This window comes from Streptomyces viridochromogenes (assembly GCF_001270495.1).
In the GTDB taxonomy this organism is placed as follows: Bacteria; Actinomycetota; Actinomycetes; order Streptomycetales; family Streptomycetaceae; genus Streptomyces; species Streptomyces viridochromogenes_A.
In genome coordinates, this window is record NZ_LGUR01000117.1 from 168,567 (window position 1) to 186,271 (window position 17,705).

Below are 17,705 nucleotides of genomic sequence, written 5' to 3' on the forward strand. Positions count from 1 at the left end.
GGGTTCCGGGTCCGCCATGGTGACGGCGGACCCGGAACCCGCGCGCAGGCCGGTGTACCAGCGGGCGACGAGGACGAGCGCGCCGGGCAGGGCGGCCACGAAACTGAGGACGCCGTACACGACGGCGACGGCCAGGCCGGTGTCGGCGCCCAGTCCCGCGGCCCCGAACGCCCAGGCGGTGACGCCTTCCCGGGGGCCGAAGCCGCCGACGTTCAGGGGCAGGCCCATGGCGAGCAGGGCCAGGACGGCGAGCGGCAGCAGGACGGCCACGGAGGCGGCGGAGCCGGCGATGCGCGCGGCGAGCACGAACATCGCGAGGTGGCCGGCGAGGACGACGACGGAGGAGACGGCGACCCCGGGGCCGTTGCGGCGGGACAGCAGGGCTTCGCGGGCCTCGCCGAGGGTCGTGCGCAGAGCGGTCGGTTTCGTCCGGTCACGACGGGACGGCGCACGGTTCATGCGCACGGCGGCCACGACGGCGAGCGCGCCCACGGCCGCGAACAGGACGAGCGGGGTGAGGTCGCGGGCCTCGTTCAGCACGGGGGACGGCATGGTCAGCAGCACGACGGCGCCGACGACCGCGAGGGCGACCTGACCGGCCGTCCGCTCCAGAACGACCGCGCGGACACCGCGCCCCATGTCGCCGGCGCTCTGCCCGTGCCGCACCGCCCGGTGCACATCGCCGAGGACACCGCCCGGGAGGGCCGCGTTGAGGAACAGGGCGCGGTAGTAGTCGGCGACCGCCGGCCCGAGCGGCAGCCGGATCCGCAGCCCCCTGGCCACGAGCTGCCAACGCCACGCGCTGAACACGGTGGTGGCGACCCCGATCCCGAGCGCCAGGACCAGCGCCGTCGCGTCGATCCGGCGCAGCCCGTCGAGGAAGACACCGGTACCGAGCCGCCAGAACAGCACGCCGAGGATGGCGACGCCGACGGCCGTGCCCAGGTGGGTGCGGACGGTGGGGGTGTTGAGGCGGGACAGAAGGGCACGGAGGGGGCGGCGGGGACGGCCGGCGCGTGGCGCGTCGGGGTCGACGGCTTCCGGGCGGGCGGGCGCGGCCGTACGTACCGCCGCGGGCCGCGTGACGCGTGCCCTTGCCACCGTCTCCACGCTCATGACGCTCCGCCCGTCGGCCGACACAGTGCGAGCAGATCGCTGTGGTGGACCACGACGCGCAGTTCACCGGCCTGGCAGGCGGCGAGGCGTTCGGACAGATAGCGGTCGGCGCGCTCGCGGAGTTCGGGGCGTTCCTCGACGGCCGCGCCGACCCAGCCGCGCAGCCACTGGGCGGTGAGCGCCGACTCGTCGGGGCCCAGCCGCCAGGGGCTGGGGTGCACCTGTACGGTCGCGCCGTGCTCGGCGAACGCCTCGGCCGCCGCCGTGACCGCGTCCGGGCCCAGCATGCCCGAGCGGCGCTGGTGGGCGTTGAACGCCTCGGCGATCTCCGCGTCCAGCGGGTCGGACGGGGTGAGTTCGACGCGGCCGGCGACGGACAGCGTCAGCAGTGCCGGGCAGCCCGCGCCCGCACAGGCGGCGGCGAGGGTGCCGACCTCCTCGCGGGTGAGGACGTCGAGCAGCGCGGAGGCGGTCACCAGCGAGGCGCCGTTGAGGGCGTCCGGCGTGAGCCGGCCGATGTCGCCGCGGCGTGTCTCGACGGTGACGCGGCTGCCGTCGGCGCCGGAGCGCGGGGAGGCCACCGCGGCGAAGTGCAGGAGGTAGGGGTCGCGGTCGTGCAGGATCCAGTGCTGGGCGCCGTCGAGGTGGGGCGCGAGCCAGCGGCCCATGGAGCCGGTGCCGCAGCCCACGTCGTGGATGACCAGCCCGGCGCGTCCCGGCAGGTTGGCGAGCCGGATCCGCAGCGGGTCGAGCAGGTCGTGGGCCCGCGCGGTGGCATCGGCGCCTTCGCGCAGCTCCAGCCACTCGGGGGCGTAACGGGGCGGGTCGTCGGACCCGGCGTCCCTGAGGCGTACGGTGGCCCGCTCCCCGGGGCGGAAGCTGGGCCCGGCCCCGAGGATCACGGCGTCCGTGTCGGACCCCGGTACGGATACGCCGCTCATTTCACCCTCCGCCGAAACGATCCCGCTCTGCGGCCCGGGCGGCTGCGCCGTAGCCGACACGTCTGACGCGTCCGACGCGCCCAACCCGTCCGTCGCGTCCCTCGGTCCCGGCTGGGCCGGAATCGTGCCCCCGGTCTGTGTCGTCGCCGTCTTCCTCATGCCGCCCTCCGGGGTTCGTTCGGCAGCCGGCCCAGGACCGCGGCCAGGCTGCGGGCCGTGCCGGCCCAGCCGTTCAGGGCGGCCCGGCGTCCGCGGGCCGCCGCCTTCAGCCGGCGTCGTACGTCCGCCTCGCCGAACCAGCCGCGCAGTTCGGCGGCGATCGCGGCGGGGTTCTCCGGCGGGACGAGGATGCCGGGGACGCCGCCGTCGGGGGCCCGGCCGACCGCCTCCGGCAGTCCGCCGACGTCCGTCGCCAGTACGGGGATCCCGCGCGCGAGGGCTTCCGTCACCGCCATGCCGTACGTCTCGGCGTAGGAGGTGAGCACCATGAGGTCGGCGGTGTTGTAGCTGGCGTCGAGTTCGGCCCCGGCCTGCGGGCCCGCCAGGATCAGCCGGTTCTCCAGGCCGTGCCGCGCGATCAGGGACCGCAGTTCGGTCACGTACTCGGGGTCCTGGTTCAGCCCGCCCACGCACACACAGCTCCACGGCAGGTCGGTCACCGTCGCCAGTGCCTCCACCAGCCGGTGCTGTCCCTTGCGCGGCGTCACCGCGGCCACGCACAGCAGGCGGGACACGCCGTCCGTGCCGGACGCGAGGGGCGCGATGTCGGCGCCGGGGGCGGCGACATGGACCCGTTCGGGGGCGAGGCCGTGGTGGGAGACGAGGCGGCGGACCGCCCAGTCGCTGGTGGCGATCACCGCGGGGACGGCCCGCAGCACGGTGCGTTCCCGGGCGTCCAGCTCCGCGGCGACGGCGGGCTCAAGACCCGTCTCGTCGCCGAGCGGCAGGTGGACGAGGACCGCCAGCTGCAGCCGCTCCGCCTCCGGGATGATGATCTCGGGGACGCCGCAGGCGACCAGCGCGTCGAGGAGGACGACCGTGCCGTCCGGGAACTCCCGCAGCGTACGGGCCAGTTCCGCACGGGCCGCCGCCCCGGGCCGGGGCCAGCTGCCGTCCACCGCGTGCTTGTGCACCTGCCAGCCGAAGCCGGGCAGGTCCAGGCTCACCCGCCGGTCATAGGCGTTGCCGCCGCTCGGCACGGTCGGGTCGTCGACGCCGCCCGGCATCACGAAGTGCACGGAGCGCAGGGACATGGGGATGATCTCGGCGTTCTTCAGGGCGGAGTGCTGCACCGGCACATAGCCGAGCTTGACGGTCCCCGCCTTATCCGTCTTGTCCGTCTTGCTTGTGCTCTCCGGGCCCGGCTGGTGCAGGGGCCTCTTCTCCAGGGTCGCGTCGGTCACAGCGCACGCTCGTAACTCGCCCAGGCGACATGCGACTCGTGCAGGGTGACGGTGAGACCCGCGAGACCCTTGGCACCCTCGCCCAGCGCGCCCTTCTCGATCCGCTCGGCGAGCCGGTCGGCGATGACCTTGGCCAGGAACTCGGTGGAGGTGTTGATACCGGCGAAGTCGGGTTCGTTGTCGAGGTTTCGGTAGTTCAGCTCAGCGACGACGGCGCCCAGCTCCTGCGTGGCCAGTCCGATGTCGACGACGATGTTGTCGTCGTCCAGCTGTTCGCGCCGGAACGTGGCGTCCACCAGGAACGTCGCTCCATGCAGGCGCTGCGCGGGCCCGAAGACGTCGCCGCGGAAGCTGTGGGCGATCATGATGTGATCGCGGACGGTGATGCTGAACAACGGACGACCCTCCAGGTGCGGTACGCCTAGTCCCCGGCTGATGGCCGCCGGGGATGCCGTGTAGTACGGCTCTTGGCTTCCCCTTGTTCAGCCGTCTCTCACTCTTTTCTCAGGTCAGGCGCTCTTGTCGTCCGGGAATGAACGAGTCCGTCAGGGCGTGTCCGGGTACCTGACGCGGTGACAGAGCGCCGGGATCTCCCCGGAGGTGAGCTTCGGCATCACCTCGGGCAGTTCCTCGAAGGCGCTCTCCCCGGTGACGAGCGCGTCCAGGGCCGGGTCGGCGAGCAGGTCGAGGGCGAGGGCGAGCCGGTCGGCGTACGTACGGCTGGCGCTGCGGGCCGGGGAGACGGTGCCGACCTGGCTGCTGCGGATGGCTAGCCGCCGGGAGTGGAATGCCTCGCCGAGCGGCAGGCTGATCTGCCGGTCGCCGTACCAGCTGAGTTCGAGGACGGTGCCCTCGGCCCTGAGCAGTTCGAGGGACCGGGCGAGGCCCTGTTCGGTGGCGCTGGCGTGGACGACCAGATCGCACTCGCCGAGCGCCTCCTCGGGCGAGGCGAAGCCGGCACCGAGGGCCTTGGCGATGTCGGCCCGGCCCGGATCGGCGTCGACCAACTGGAGCCGGACGCCCGGAAAGCGGGCCAGCAGGGCGGCCACCGAGCAGCCGACCATGCCGCCGCCGACCACGGCGATCCGGTCGCCGACCAGGGGCGCCGCGTCCCAGAGGGCGTTGACGGCGGTCTCGACGGTGCCGGCCAGGAAGGCTCGTTCGGCGGGCACGGTGTCCGGTACGACGGTCACGGCGCTCGCGGGGACGACGTACCGGGTCTGATGCGGATGAAGGCAGAAGACGGTACGCCCGACGAGCTCGTCCGGCCCCTCCTCCACCACGCCGACACTCAGGTACCCATACTTCACCGGTGCGGGGAACTCGCCCTCCTGGAACGGTGCCCGCATGGCCGCGTACTGGCTCTCCGGGACCCCGCCCCGGAACACGAGCGTCTCCGTGCCCCGGCTGACTCCCGAGTAGAGCGACCGCACCAGGACGTCGCCCTCGCCCGGTTCCGGCAGGGTGACCTCCCGGATCTCTCCTTCACCCGGAGAGCTGAGCCAGAACGCACGTGCGGTGCGGTTCATCGGAATCCTCCTGAACGATCGGGAAGCTGTTCACGTACCGAGGTGTGCACAGGTCGCGCACAGTACGCGGCCTTGATCGACTCTGTCATCTGGCCGGAGGAATGTGCGGTGGCCCTGAACAACACGTACGAAGCAAGGCTGGTCCAGCAGGAGACCGCTGTGGGAGCGGGCGTGCAGATCCTGTTGCTGGCCCTGCTCGGTTCGGCGATCGGTATGGGGCCGGCGGGCCTGCTCACCGGCCTCGTCTTCGCCATCGCCTCCTGGGCGCTGCTCTCGCTGGCCCTGCACCGGAGCCGGCTGCGTTCCTTCGGCCCGGCGAACCGGGTCACCCTGGGCCGCGCGACGCTGGTGGGCGGTGTCACGGCGCTGGTGGCGGACTCCTTCCAGAGTTCACCGCCGGTGACGCTGTTCGTCGGCCTCACGGCGGTGGCCCTGATCCTCGACGGCGTGGACGGCAAGGTGGCCCGCCGCACCGGCACGTCGACGGCCCTGGGCGCACGCTTCGACATGGAGGTGGACGCGTTCCTGATCCTGGTGTTGAGCGTGTACGTCTCGATGTCGCTGGGCCCGTGGGTTCTCCTGATCGGCGCCATGCGCTACGGCTTCGTCGCCGCCGCCCGCGTCTGGCCCTGGCTCAACGCCCCGCTCCCGCCGAGCACGGCCCGCAAGACGGTCGCCGCGTTGCAGGGCGTGTTCCTGCTGCTGGCCGCGTCCGGCTTCTTCCCGTACGCGGCGACGTTCGCGGTCACCGCGGCGGCGCTGGCGGCGCTGGTCTGGTCGTTCGGCCGGGACATCCTGTGGCTGTACCGGACCTCGCGCCCGCGGCGGCGGGCGCGTGTGACGGAGGTGCGGGAGCTGGTGGCGTCCTGAGCGGGTGCCTCCGGCGGTTGACCGGGGATGCCTGCGGCGGCCCATCTCGGTGAGTGGGGGTTAATCGCGCAGTTCCCCGCGCCCCTGAGATGCCTGCGGCGGCCCGTTGCGGTGAGTGGGGGTACGCCTGGCGCGTGCGGTTCGTTGGGGGGCCGCGTCGGGTGGGGGCGTCCGTCCTCGGTCCAGCTGGCTGGCGTACGGCCAGGCGGTGCTGCTCCTTGACACCGGGCCAGGCATCTTCCAACCCGCCCGGCGTTGGAAGACGAGCACGGCCACCCCTAACCCTCCACCCGCAGAACTTCGCCTCGCGGCGGAGGCGGCCACTTCTCGGCGCCGGTACGTGCATCTCCAGCCCGTCCGGCGTTTGAGGGCGAGGCCGTAGGCCGATGGGGGTCCAGGGGCGGAGCCCCCTGGCGGGGTCGAAGGGGCGGAGCCCCTTCAAGGGATGGGACGGGTAGGGGCGGCGGGGGCGAGGACATGGGCAGCGGCCGACCGGAGGCCGTCACAAGTTCCGCGCGGCGGGACTTACCGGCGCGGCAACACCCCGATCGCCGCGAGCGGCACGGCCGCGAGTACAAGCCAGGGCACGGCCGTCGGCAGACCAAGGTCGAGCAGCGTGCCGGTTGCCGAGCTGCCGACCAGGACGATCAGGCCGGAGATCGACGACAACGCGCCGGTGTAGAGGCCCAGTCTGCCCTCCTCGGCAAGGTCGGGGACCCAGGCGCGGGCGACCGGCGCGACGAGCATCTGGCCGAGGGTGAGCAGGACGACGAAGCCGGCCGCGGGCAACAGGGCTGCCGTGCCCGTCCAGTCGGCGGGGCGGGCGGCGGCCACGACCGCGAACCCCGCCGCGATCAGCAGCAGTCCGGCCACCATGGACCGGCGCGGGGTGAGCCGCTCCCCCACCCAGTGGGTGACCGGCAGCTGGGCCGTCACCACCAGCAGCGAGGACAGGGCGAACAGCCAGGCCAGCGGCGCCTGGGAGCCGGTGGCGCGCTCCACCTCGTCGGGGAGGGCGAGATAGAGCTGGTTGTAGGCGAGCAGGTAGGCGCCGTACGCGCAGCACAGGGCGAGGAAGCGGCGGTTGCGCAGCAGCTTCCCCGTGCCGCCGCGGAACCGGACGCCTCCCCGCCCGGGTATGCGCTGCGGCAGCAGCCACGCGTGGCCGGCGAGGACGAGGACGAAGATGCCGGCGCCGGCGAGGCAGACCGTACGGAAGTCCACCGAGAGCAGGAGCGCGCCGAGCAGCGGTCCGACGAACGCGCCCGCCTGTCCGGCCACCGTCAGCAGCGCGAGGACGCGGGTGCGGGAGCCGGCCCCCGACTCCTCCCACAGCACCGCCTGCCGGGCCACCTCGGACTCCACGGCCGGCGAGAACAGCGCGGCGGCGAATCCGATCAGCAGCACTGCGGCGATGACCGCCCATGTCTCCCGCGCGTAGCCGAGCCACGCGAATCCGGCGATGCGCAGTACGCAGCCCGCGAGCACGACGGGCCGTATGCCGTACCGGTCGGCCAGCGCCCCGCCCACCACGAACAGGCCCTGCTGGCTGAAGGTCCGCAGCCCCAGCACGAATCCGACCAGCCAGCCCGCCATGCCGATGGCCCGTCCCAGGTGCTCGGAGAGGAAGGGCAGGACGGCGAAGAAGCCGATGTTGAAGGCGAGTTGGGTGAGGATGAGGAGGCGGAGGAGGGGGGAGAGGCGGGGGCGGTCCGGCGCCTTGCGACGCGGGCCGAGTGACAGGAGTGCGGTCATCCGCTCTTCACCAACTCCCTGGCCGGTGTCTGGTTCTCGGGCAGTGGCACGACTGGGTCCGCGCTGCCCCGCCGTCGCCGCACGCCGCCCGCCGCCGTCACCGCCAGCGCGCCCAGCAGGGCGAGTACGGCGGCGGGGGCGAGGACCGCCCAGGGGGCGCGTTCGGCGTAGGGCTGGTTCTCGGCCAGGAGCAGGCCCCACTCCGGGGAGGGCGGCTGGGCGCCCAGGCCCAGGAAGGCGAGCGAGGCGAGGGCGAGGGCGATGCCGGGGAGGCGGAGCAGGGCGTGGCGGGTGACGGGCGGGATCACGGCGGGGAGGAGTTCGTGGCGCAGGAGGTACCAAGGGCCGGCGCCCAGGGCTCGGGTGGCCGTGAGGTGGAGGGCGGCGCGTTCCTGGCGGAGGAGTGCGGAGGTGTGGGCGGCGAGCGGGGCCCAGGCCACGGCGGCCACGGCGAGCGCGGGGGTGGCGGTTCCGCTGCCGACGACCGCGGTGACGAGCAGGGCGACGAGGACCGGCGGCAGTGCGGTGACGGTGTCGACGAGCGGGCCGGACAGCCGGGGCAGGAGGCCGAGTGCCAGGCCGGTGAGCAGGGTGGCGGCGGTGATCGCGAGGGCGAGCAGCAGGGTGTCGAGGGCGCCGTGGCCGACGCGGGCCAGGACGTCCCTGCCGAGGGCGTCGGTGCCGAACGGGTGCGAGGGAGAAGGGGCGGCCAGTCGCTCGGTGGTGTCGAGGGCGAGCGGGTCGCGGGGCAGGGCGAGGGCGATGACGGTGAGGAGCAGGCCGGCGTAGAGGAACGGCAGGACCGTGCGGGCGGGGGGTGTCGGGCGGTGCAGGGACGGCAGCGCGCCGTCGCGCAGGGCGGGGCCGATCAGCAGGCGGGCGAGGAGGTGGGCCAGGCCGGCGGCCGCCGCGGCGAGCAGGACCAGGGCGAGGGTGCCGGCCTGGAGGACGGGCAGGTCCTGGGCGAGGGCGGCCTGGAGGGTGGTGCGGCCCAGGCCGGGGATGTCGAAGATCTGCTCGACGGTGACTGATCCGCCGGTCAGTCCTACGACGAACAGGCCGGTGTTGGGCAGCAGTCCGGGCAGGCAGCGGCGCAGGGCCTGGCGGGCGAGCGCGGGGCCGGGCAGTCCGCGTGCGGTGGCGGCCAGGGCCCAGGGCTCGGCGAAGGCGCCGGGCAGCAGGTCGTCGAGGAGACGGCCGAGGACGGCACCGGCGGGCAGGCCGAGGGCGAGGGCGGGGAGGATCGTCCACTGGGGGCCGTACCAGCCGAGTGCGGGCAGCCAGCCGAGTTGGACGCCGACGACGGTGGCGAGCACGGACGCGGTGAGGAATTCGGGGAGCGCCGCGAGGACGGCCGAACCGCTGCCTCCGGTCCGCCGCGCGTCGAGTCGGCGGTGGGCGCCCAGCCACAGGGTGCGGGCGCAGATCAGCGCGGCGGTCGCGGCGGCGACCGCGAGGGCCACCGCCATCAGCAGCAGGGAGACGCCGAGGGCCTGGAGCACGGCGGGCGTGACCTCGCTGCCGGAGATCCACGACCGGCCGGCGTCCCCGCGCCACAGCCCGCCCAGCCAGTCACCGAGGAGGTGGAACGGGCCGTGGTCCAGGCCGAGTTGGGCGCGGATGTCGGCCAGCACCTCGGGGGTGGGGTCGCGGTCCGCCGACCGGGCTTTGAGCACGGTGAGCGCGGGGTCGGTGTGGGTGAGCCAGGGCAGTACGCCGATGGCGCACACCAGGGCGGCCGCGATTCCCGCACGCCAAAGGAGCATGCCTGCCTGGCGTCGCACGGGTCAGCGCCGGGTGCCGATGCCGACGAGGGTGCGCTCGTACGGGTCGAGGAGCGCGCCGCGCACGGAGCTGCCGACGCCGGTGATGATGCGCTGGTGGACGAGGGGGACTACGGCGTCGGTGCCGAGGACCTCGGCCTCGGCCGCCATCGCCGCGTCCTGCCGCTCGGCCGTGTCGGCGATGTCCGCGGCCTTGGCCACGGCCCGGTCGACGTCCTTGTCGCAGAGCAGGGCCAGGTTGTAGCTGCCGTCGCAGGTGTAGTCGCTGGCGAGGACACCGACGGGGTCGCCGGTGTCGACCAGGCTGTTGCGTGCGCCGACGAAGGCGTCGAATGTGCCGTCCAGGGCGTCGCTCTCCAGCCGCGAGTACTCGCGCACCTCCAGCGTGACCTCGAACCCGGCCTTCTCCAGCTGCTGCTTCAGCACCTGGGCGGCTTCCGGGAGCTCGGGCCGGTTGTCGTACGTGGCGAGCGTGATCCGCGTCCCGTCGGGCTTGCCCGCCTTCGCGCGTCCGACCGGCTCGGTCCGCTTGCCGGCGGCCCAGGTGACGGCGGGCCCGTAGATGCCGGCGCCGGGGTCGGCGTATCCCTCGTAGACGCCCTTGGCGAGCGCGGAGGTGTCGACGGCCTCGCGGGCGGCGGCCCGGAGCGCGGGGTCCTTGAAGGCGCCCTTGTCGGTGTTGAGGAGCAGGCTCGTGGTGCGGGTCGTCGCGATCGCCTCGCGGGTGGCCTTGTCGAGGGTGGCGGCCTGGGCGACGGGGATCGCCTCGGCGAGGTCGACCTGGTCGGTGCGCAGGGCGCTCGCGCGTGCGGTGCCGTCGGCGACGAACTTGACGTCGATGCCGGGGGCCTGGGCCCGGCCGCCCCAGTAGTCGTCGTAGCGGTCGAGGGTGGCGGCCGTGGAGCCGAGGACCTTGGTGAGCTCGAAGGGGCCGGTGGCGGTGCCGACCGGGTCGGCCTTGTCGTTCCTGCCGTACGCCTTGCCGGAGAGGATGGCGAGGGACGGGCTGGACAGGCGCAGGGGCAGGACGGGGTCGGGGGTCCTGGTGGTGATCCGTACGCCGGTGCCGCCGTCGGCCTTCGCGGTGAAGGTGACGCCGGCGAGGGCGGCGGGGACGGGTTTGGCCTGCGCGGCGTGGGTGAGTGCGGTGGCGACCGCGGCCGGGGTGACGGTGGTGCCGTCCTGGAAGGTGGCCTCGCGCAGGGTGAACAGCCAGGTGCGGTCGTTCTCCTGGCGCCAGGAGGCGGCGAGGGCGGGGGCCGCGGCGCCGTTGGCGTCCAGCGCGGTCAGGCCCTCGGTGACGCCGAGGCGGCTGAGGATGGTGGAGTCGGCGCCGTACGGCGAGAGGCGCTCGGCGGGCGAGAAGGCGAGGGCGACGCGGAGGCGGGAGCCGGCTTCGGCGCCGTCGGCGGAGTCGGTTCCGCCACTGGAGGCGAAGCAGCCGGCGAGGACCGGGGCCAGCACGAGGGCGAGGAGCGGGCGGAGTCGGCGTGGCACGGGCTATCGCTCCATCGGTATCTCGAAGTGGACGACGCCGAAGGCGCCGTCGGGATCCACGCGCTCGTCGTGCACGACCTTGCCGCGCGAGCGCCAGAAGGCCTCGGCGCCGGGCACCCGCGGGTCGGTGTGCAGATAGACGGCGCGGTAGCCGCCGTCCGCCGCCGCGAAGGCGAGCAGTTCGTCGACCAGCCGCGCGGCGAGGCCGCGCCTGCGGTGCTCGGGGCTGACGTAGACGCGGCGCAGCTGCGCGGTCTCGCCGCAGGGGTAGCGCTCGGCGAGGTCGCGCGGGTTCGGCGGGTGGGCCGGGCCGCGGGCGTCCAGGGCGGCGGTGGCGACGACACCGTTGTCGTGCGGGTCGAGCGCGACGAGGAGGGTGTGGCGGGGCGGGGCGAGATAGGCGGCGGCCGGGTCGATGATGTCCGCGTGCCAGCGCGGCACGTAGCCGGTACCCAAGTCGTGGTAGACGGTGTCGAGCATCAGGGCTCGCGCACCGTCGAGGTCGTCCGGGCTCGCCGCCCTGATGCTGTACTCATGCACTTGCACATCATATGCATCAGGAGCGAAAGGCCTTTCCGCCCGCCCCCGCCGTTCCGCGCAACCTCCTTACGGCTCAGACGATTTGACAGTGATCGAAGATCACATCCAACCTTTCCACATGACATCCATTTTCAAAAAGGGTACCCTGGTGGCGGAAGAGGGGTGCCGCTGATGCGCATCGCGTTCGTCGGCAAGGGCGGCAGCGGCAAGACCACCCTGTCGGCTCTCTTCTCCCGCCACCTGGCCCGCTCCGGCGCGCCCGTGCTGGCCATCGACGGCGACATCAACCAGCACCTCGCCGAGGCACTGGGCCATGACGGGGACGCCCTGGACGCCCCGCCGCTCGGCGCCCACCTGCGGGACATCAAGGAGTTCCTGCGCGGCACCAACCCGCGCATCTCCTCCGCCGACGCCATGATCAAGACCACCCCGCCCGGCAGCGGCTCACGCCTGCTGACCCTGCTCGGCGACGACGAACTGCACGCGCGGCACGTCCGGCGCGTGGATGCCCAGGGCGTGGACGTACCCCTGATGGTCACGGGCGAGTTCGACGAGAGTGACCTGGGGGTGGCCTGCTACCACTCCAAGCTCGGCGGGGTCGAGCTCTACCTCGGCCACCTCGTCGACGGCCCCGGCGAGTACGTGGTGGTCGACATGACGGCGGGCGCGGACGCCTTCGCGTCGGGCCTGTTCACCCGCTTCGACATGACGTTCCTGGTGGCGGAACCCACCCGCAAGGGCGTCTCGGTCTACCGCCAGTACCGCGACCACGCCCGGGAGTTCGGCATCCGCATCGCGGTCGTCGGCAACAAGGTGACGGGCGAGGACGACCTGCTCTTCCTGAAGGAGGAGGTCGGCGACGACCTCCTCACCCACCTGGTCCACTCCCCCTGGGTCCGTGCGGCCGAACAGGGCCGGGAACAGGGCGAGTTGGAGACCCACAACGTCCACGCCCTGAACGTCCTGCGCGAGGCGGTCGACGCCCACCCCAAGGACTGGCCCACCACCCACCGCCACGCCGTCGAGTTCCACCTGCGCAACGCGCGCGCCTGGGCGGACGACAGGACGGGCGGCGACCTGGCCTCCCAGGTCGACCCGGACTTCGTGCCGGGCCCGGCGCCGGCCTGACCGACACCCCACCTCAGCACCCGGCCGTACTACGGCACCACCCCCACCGAACAGGAACTCACACCCATGTCTCTCGACGTCTCCCCCAAGCTCCTCGCCGAAGCCGAACACGGTGACATCCGCGAGGAGGACTTCGTGGCCACCGTCCGCACCTCACTGCCGTACGCCTACGACCTGATCGCCTCCCTCGCGGCCGAACTGCGCGACGGCACCGCCGAGTTCACGGACAACCAGACCCCTCCCCCGTCCGAGCAGGAACGCGGCCAGCTCCTGCGCGCCCTCGCCAGCGACGCGATCCGCGGCAGCCTGGAACGGCACTTCGGCGTGGCCCTGGCCTTCCAGAACTGCCACCGGGTGGCGGCGTTCCGGCCGGAGGCACGGGACGGGGAGACGTACGGGCGGTTCACGTCGGTACGGTCGCAGGTGCTGAACCAGTCGCCGGAGTTCCGGGACTGCTGACCGTCAGGCCGCGCGCTCGGCCCGTGCCCCGTGCGCGCGGATGATGTCCGCGTACCCGTGCCCGGAGTTCTTGACGGTGCGGGCCTGTGTGCCGTAGTCGACGTGGACCAGGCCGAAACGCTTGTCGTAGCCGTACGCCCACTCGAAGTTGTCCAGCAGCGACCACGCGAAGTACCCGGCCAGTGGGGCGCCCTTGCGGGCGGCGGAGGCGCAGGCCGCGAGGTGCTGGAACAGGTACTCCTGGCGCTCCGGATCGTCGACGGTCCCGTCGGGGCTTACCACGTCCGGGTAGGCGGAGCCGTTCTCGGTGACGTAGAGGCGACGGGCGCCGTAGTCGTGGGTGAGGCGGAGCAGGAGGGTCTCGATGCCGCCGGCGTCGATCTCCCAGTCCATGCCGGTGCGCGGGACGCCGGTGCGGCGGATCTGGCGGGCGTGTGGGGCCGGGCCAGTGGGGTCGTCGGCGACGGTCGCCGGGAAGTAGTAGTTGAGGGCCAGCCAGTCCAGGGGGGCGGCGATGGTGTCCAAGTCGCCCGCGCGTTCCGGGAGTTCGACGCCGTACACCTCCCGCATGTCCACCGGGAATCCACGGCCGTGGACCGGGTCGAGCCACCAGCGGTTGGTGTGGCCGTCCACACGGCGGGCCGCGGCCACGTCCTCGGGGCGGTCGGTGGCCGCGTGGACGGTGGAGAGGTTGTTGACGATGCCGACCTCGGCCCCGGGGGCGGCGGAGCGGATCGCCTGGGCCGGGGGCCATCCTGCCCTCCAGGTGGCCGATCCACGCCGAGCACAGGGGTTCGTTGAGGGTGGCCCACTGGGTGACGCGGTCGCCGAGGCGTTCGGCGACGACGGCCGCGTACGCGGCGAGGTGCTCCGCGGTCTCCCGCTCGGGCCAGCCGCCCCGGTCCTGGAGGGTCTGGGGCAGGTCCCAGTGGTAGAGGGTGACGAAGGGCGTGATGCCCGCCGCCAGCAGTCCATCCACCAGCTCGTCGTAGAACGCCAGCCCTTTCGCGTTGACCCGGAGGTTGGCGGACGCCGACTGCCACAGCAGCATGGCCGTCTTCCCCTTGGCGAAGTCGCTGACGGACTGGTTCTGGGCGTACTCGGCGTTGCCCGGGGCGACGATCTTGTCCTTGGCCATCAGGTCGACGAACTGCTTGACACCGGCGACGGCCCGGTCGGAGGTGAAGTCCGGCTTGCCGTCGGCGGTGAAGAAGTCGGCGCCGTGCTGCTTGGCGAAGACGACGGCATGGTGGATGTTCTCCGAGGGGTTGGAACCCTCCACGCCCAGGCCCCACTTGCCGCCCCCGGAGAGCTTCTTGCCGTCGGCGACCAGCTCGTCCCAGGTGGCCGGCGGCTCGGAGATGCCCGCGTCGGCGAACAGCTGCTTGTTGTAGTAGAGCGCGTACGCCATCGAGTACAGCGGCACGGCGGCCGGGTCCTGCCCCTCGGCTCCGGTCGATCCGAGCGCGGAGTCGACGAAGCGTTCCTTGCCGCCGATCGCGGTGAACTTCTTCGCGTCCCACGGCAGTAGCGCGCCGGTGGCCTGGAGGCTGGCGCTCCAGGTGTTGCCGATGTTGAGGACGTCGGGGCCCTGGCCGGAGGTGGTCGCGGTGAGGATGCGGTTCAGCAGGTCGGACCAGGGGACGACCTCCAGCTCCACCTTGATGCCCGTCTGCTTCTCGAACTTGTCGAGTTCGGGCTGGAGGACCTTCTTGTCGACCTCGATGCTGGCGCCCTGGTTGGAAGCCCAGTAGGTGAGGGTCTTCGGCGAGTCGTTGGATCCGCCGCCGTCGGTCGACGAACCGCCTCCGCAGGCCGCGGCGGCCAGGACCAGAGACATGGTGACGGCGACTACGGCCGCGGTTCGCGCTGTGCGCATGGCTCGTTGTCTCTTCCGGGAGTGCTTAATTTAGAGCGTGAGTTAAGCCTTGAGACGAGCCTGCGTCAAGGCTTTTGACACACCGGGCGGGGCCGACAGTGGGCTCCGTCCGCCGAGGGGCGGAGCCCACTGTCGCCTGCCGCTACCGCGATGCCGTCGCCACCGGCGCTGGTGCCGACGCCGACGCCGATGCCGACGCTGGTGCCGGTGCGTATCCGGTCGGGCGGGCCGTGAATGTGCCGCGGCCCTGCGTCCGGCTGCGCAACCGCGTCGCGTAGCCGAACAGTTCAGCCAGCGGCACGGTCGCCGTGACGACCGCGGCGCCCACCCGGGTGACGGACCCGGAAACCCGGCCGCGCCGAGCCGCCAGGTCGCCGAGGGCTGCGCCGACGGCGTCCTCCGGCACGGTCACCGTGACCTCGACGACCGGCTCCAGGAGGACCATCGCGCAGGCGCGCAGGGCATCGCGGAGGCCGAGTCGGCCGGCCGTACGGAACGCCGTGTCGGAGGAGTCCTTCACATGGGTCGACCCGTCGGTGAGCGTGACACGCAGTCCGGTCACCGGGTGGCCGCCGAGCGGGCCCTCGGCGAGGGCGTCCCGGCAGCCGGCCTCGACGGCACGGACGTACTCCTGCGGCACGCGACCGCCGACGACGGCCGAGCGGAACTCGAACCCGGACTCCGTCTCCAGCGGCTCGACGTCGAGGACGACATGCGCGAACTGCCCGGCCCCGCCGTCCTGTTTGACGTGCCGGAAGACGAAGCCGGACACCCCTCGGCCGACCGTCTCGCGGTAGGCCACCCGAGGGCGGCCGACGTTGACGTCCAGCCCGAGGTCCCGCCGGATCTTCTCCACCGCGACCTCCAGATGCAGTTCGCCCATGCCCGACAGCACCGTCTGGCCGGTCTCGGCGTCGGTCCGCACGACCAGCGACGGGTCCTCGTCCGCCAGCCGTGCCAGCGCGGAGGCCAGCCGGTCGGTGTCGGTGGACCTGCGCGCCTCGACCGCCACGGACACCACCGGCTCGGCCACGCCGGGCGGTTCGAGGACGAGCGGGGCGTCCGGTGCGCAGAGGGTGGAGCCCGCACGGGCCGACTTCAGGCCGACCACGGCCACGATGTCCCCGGCGACCGCCCGGTCCACGTGGGCGTGCCGGTCGGCCTGGACCCGCAGGATCCGCCCGATCCGCTCGGTGCGCCGGGTGCCCGCGTCGAACACGACGCCTCCCTTCTCGATCGTTCCCGAGTACACCCGCAGGTAGGTCAGCCGCCCGGTCGAGGTCGAGCTCACCTTGAACGCCAGCGCCGCGAACGGCGCCGCCGGGTCGGCGGGCCGCTCCTCCTCGACGTCGTCGCGCAGCCCGCGTACGGCCGGCACGTCCAGCGGCGACGGCAGATACGCCACGACCGCGTCGAGCAACGGCTCGACACCACGGTTGCGGTACGCCGAGCCGCACAGCACGACCAGCCCGTCGCCACTGCGCGTCAGCTCCCGCAGGGCGGCGGCCAGGGTCTCCGCCGAGACCGTCGACCGTACGCAGAACTCCTCCAGCGCGCCGGCGTGCAGCTCGGCCACCGCCTCCTCCAACAGCCGCCGACGCCGCCGCGCCTCCTCCCGCATCTCCTCGGGTACTTGTTCTTCTACGGCCGTGTCGGCGCCGTCGGCCCACACCAGCGCCCGCATCCGTACGAGGTCCACGACGCCGCGGAACCCGTCCTCCGCGCCGATGGGCAACTGCACGACCAGCGGCGCCGGATGCAGCCGTTCCCGGATCGAGGCGACCGCCGTGTCGAGGTCGGCCCCGGCGCGGTCCAGCTTGTTGACGAACGCGATCCTCGGCACACCGTGCCGATCCGCCTGCCGCCACACCGACTCGCTCTGCGGCTCGACCCCCGCGACGGCGTCGAAGACGGCGACCGCGCCGTCCAGGACGCGCAGCGAACGCTCCACCTCGTCGGCGAAATCGACGTGTCCGGGCGTGTCGATGAGGTTGATCCGGTGACCGTCCCAGGCGCAGCTGACTGCCGCGGCGAAGATGGTGATGCCGCGATCGCGTTCCTGCGGGTCGAAGTCGGTGACGGTGGTGCCGTCGTGGACCTCGCCCCGCTTGTGGGTGGTCCCGGTGGCGAACAGGATCCGCTCGGTGACGGTGGTCTTGCCGGCGTCGACATGGGCGAGGATGCCCAGGTTGCGGACGGCGGCGAGGGTGTTGAGGTTGGTGCGCACGGCCCTTGGCCTTTCGGGTGATCCGGTTGATCCGGAACGAAAAAGGGTCAGCGCGATTCCCGGACGTTGCGTGCACGCGCACGTGAGCACGGCCTGCCGCCCATCAAAGTCAGTGGACGGCAGGGGTGTTGACGTGTTCTGGCGCTCTCAGATGCTCGTCACGGGCATCCGGTGCCGGCCGCGCAGCGGGCACCGGGAGGACCAGGACACGAGGATCACGTCGTACCGGGAGGAGGAGACGACGACGGCGGTGCGGTCACACACGGCCCGGCTCCCCTCGACTCGTCACGGTGACGCGCCGTTGATCGTTGTGCGGCGCGTTGCTGCGTGGTGAGTGTAGGGAGCCGGGCAGGGTCGAAGCAGCTGATTTTCAGCGGTCGTCGTCGATCGTGACGGCCGAGGCGGGGCAGACCGCGGCAGCCTCGCGTGCGGCTGCGTGCAGGTCCGCGGCGGGCCTCGGTTCGAGGAGGGTGACTATTCCGTCCTCGTCACGCTGATCGAAGACCTCGGATGCCACCAGTACACACTGGCCGGCGCCGCAGCAGCGGCCCTCGTCCACATGGACTTTCACGGCTGT

13 protein-coding genes and 3 pseudogenes are annotated in these 17,705 nt (G+C 72.9%); 3 read left to right on the forward strand and 13 right to left on the reverse strand.

Features of this window, described 5'->3' with window-relative positions; translation table 11 throughout:
- Positions 1 to 93: 93 nt before the first annotated feature.
- From ADK36_RS50115 to ADK36_RS12825, 5 genes and pseudogenes are all read right to left on the reverse strand, one after another.
- A pseudogene (locus ADK36_RS50115) lies at positions 94 to 1,116 on the reverse strand (lysylphosphatidylglycerol synthase transmembrane domain-containing protein); the annotation flags it as partial.
- Positions 1,113 to 2,057 carry a class I SAM-dependent methyltransferase gene (locus ADK36_RS12810; protein WP_078916010.1) on the reverse strand — a complete coding sequence of 315 codons (945 nt, stop codon included), beginning with the start codon at positions 2,055 to 2,057 and terminating at the stop codon, positions 1,113 to 1,115. The gene ADK36_RS12810 and the pseudogene ADK36_RS50115, both read right to left, overlap by 4 nt.
- 155 nt (positions 2,058 to 2,212) lie before the next feature.
- Positions 2,213 to 3,355 (reverse strand): glycosyltransferase family 4 protein, encoded by a 1,143-nt coding sequence (locus ADK36_RS12815; protein WP_107086863.1) that lies wholly within the window; start codon positions 3,353 to 3,355, stop codon positions 2,213 to 2,215.
- Between the two features lie 101 nt (positions 3,356 to 3,456).
- Complete coding sequence (locus ADK36_RS12820; protein WP_048579320.1) at positions 3,457 to 3,855, reverse strand: 6-pyruvoyl trahydropterin synthase family protein; 399 nt, start codon at positions 3,853 to 3,855, stop codon at positions 3,457 to 3,459.
- A 150-nt stretch (positions 3,856 to 4,005) separates the two neighbouring features.
- Positions 4,006 to 4,989: a zinc-dependent alcohol dehydrogenase gene (locus ADK36_RS12825; RefSeq protein ID WP_053197511.1), complete on the reverse strand. Its 984-nt coding sequence runs from the start codon at positions 4,987 to 4,989 to the stop codon at positions 4,006 to 4,008.
- A 108-nt stretch (positions 4,990 to 5,097) separates the two neighbouring features.
- On the opposite strand from ADK36_RS12825, the gene ADK36_RS12830 reads away from it, so the two are divergent.
- Entirely contained in the window at positions 5,098 to 5,859 is a 762-nt protein-coding gene (locus ADK36_RS12830) for a CDP-alcohol phosphatidyltransferase family protein (RefSeq protein ID WP_048579322.1), read from the forward strand.
- A gap of 525 nt (positions 5,860 to 6,384) precedes the next feature.
- On the opposite strand, the gene ADK36_RS12835 is transcribed toward ADK36_RS12830, so the two are convergent.
- The 4 genes from ADK36_RS12835 to ADK36_RS12850 are packed head-to-tail and all read right to left on the reverse strand — an operon-like array spanning position 6,385 to position 11,435.
- Positions 6,385 to 7,614 carry an MDR family MFS transporter gene (locus tag ADK36_RS12835; RefSeq protein ID WP_048579323.1) on the reverse strand — a complete coding sequence of 410 codons (1,230 nt, stop codon included), beginning with the start codon at positions 7,612 to 7,614 and terminating at the stop codon, positions 6,385 to 6,387.
- Positions 7,611 to 9,380, reverse strand: a complete 1,770-nt coding sequence (locus ADK36_RS12840; protein WP_199830158.1) for an ABC transporter permease subunit — start codon at positions 9,378 to 9,380, stop codon at positions 7,611 to 7,613. The genes ADK36_RS12835 and ADK36_RS12840 overlap by 4 nt, the downstream gene beginning before the upstream one ends.
- A 21-nt stretch (positions 9,381 to 9,401) precedes the next feature.
- The gene (locus tag ADK36_RS12845; protein WP_048579325.1) at positions 9,402 to 10,895 is read right to left on the reverse strand and encodes an ABC transporter substrate-binding protein; all 1,494 of its coding nucleotides are present in this window, start codon (positions 10,893 to 10,895) and stop codon (positions 9,402 to 9,404) included.
- 3 nt (positions 10,896 to 10,898) lie between these two features.
- Positions 10,899 to 11,435, reverse strand: coding sequence for a GNAT family N-acetyltransferase (locus tag ADK36_RS12850; RefSeq protein ID WP_053197513.1), 537 nt, complete (start codon positions 11,433 to 11,435; stop codon positions 10,899 to 10,901).
- A 171-nt stretch (positions 11,436 to 11,606) separates the two neighbouring features.
- Here ADK36_RS12850 and ADK36_RS12855 point away from each other — a divergent pair, with 171 nt between their 5' ends.
- Together ADK36_RS12855 and ADK36_RS12860 are read left to right on the forward strand one after the other, a co-directional pair.
- Positions 11,607 to 12,563: an ATP-binding protein gene (locus tag ADK36_RS12855; RefSeq protein WP_048579608.1), complete on the forward strand. Its 957-nt coding sequence runs from the start codon at positions 11,607 to 11,609 to the stop codon at positions 12,561 to 12,563.
- Between the two features lie 66 nt (positions 12,564 to 12,629).
- On the forward strand, positions 12,630 to 13,022 hold the full coding sequence (locus ADK36_RS12860; protein WP_053197515.1) for an SCO5389 family protein: 393 nt from the start codon (positions 12,630 to 12,632) through the stop codon (positions 13,020 to 13,022).
- A 3-nt stretch (positions 13,023 to 13,025) separates the two neighbouring features.
- On the opposite strand, the pseudogene ADK36_RS50120 reads toward ADK36_RS12860, so the two are convergent.
- The 4 genes and pseudogenes from ADK36_RS50120 to ADK36_RS12880 all read right to left on the reverse strand — a co-directional run.
- Positions 13,026 to 14,037 (reverse strand): annotated as a pseudogene (locus ADK36_RS50120) (family 1 glycosylhydrolase); the annotation flags it as partial.
- A pseudogene (locus ADK36_RS49460) lies at positions 14,038 to 14,901 on the reverse strand (ABC transporter substrate-binding protein); the annotation flags it as partial.
- Between the two features lie 142 nt (positions 14,902 to 15,043).
- Positions 15,044 to 17,128: an elongation factor G gene (gene fusA, locus ADK36_RS12870; RefSeq protein ID WP_053197518.1), complete on the reverse strand. Its 2,085-nt coding sequence runs from the start codon at positions 17,126 to 17,128 to the stop codon at positions 15,044 to 15,046.
- 370 nt (positions 17,129 to 17,498) lie between these two features.
- Positions 17,499 to 17,699 carry a ferredoxin gene (locus tag ADK36_RS12880; protein ID WP_053197521.1) on the reverse strand — a complete coding sequence of 67 codons (201 nt, stop codon included), beginning with the start codon at positions 17,697 to 17,699 and terminating at the stop codon, positions 17,499 to 17,501.
- Between the last annotated feature and the right edge of the window lie 6 nt (positions 17,700 to 17,705).

Excerpts from the sequence above, each read along its gene's own strand:
- ADK36_RS12840 (WP_199830158.1), bottom strand. The coding sequence starts at position 9,380 with ATGCTCCTTTGGCGTGCGGGAATCGCGGCCGCCCTGGTGTGCGCCATC.
- ADK36_RS12825 (WP_053197511.1), bottom strand. The coding sequence starts at position 4,989 with ATGAACCGCACCGCACGTGCGTTCTGGCTCAGCTCTCCGGGTGAAGGA.
- ADK36_RS12835 (WP_048579323.1), bottom strand. The coding sequence starts at position 7,614 with ATGACCGCACTCCTGTCACTCGGCCCGCGTCGCAAGGCGCCGGACCGC.
- ADK36_RS12860 (WP_053197515.1), top strand. The coding sequence starts at position 12,630 with ATGTCTCTCGACGTCTCCCCCAAGCTCCTCGCCGAAGCCGAACACGGT.
- ADK36_RS12855 (WP_048579608.1), top strand. The coding sequence starts at position 11,607 with ATGCGCATCGCGTTCGTCGGCAAGGGCGGCAGCGGCAAGACCACCCTG.
- ADK36_RS12810 (WP_078916010.1), bottom strand. The coding sequence starts at position 2,057 with ATGAGCGGCGTATCCGTACCGGGGTCCGACACGGACGCCGTGATCCTC.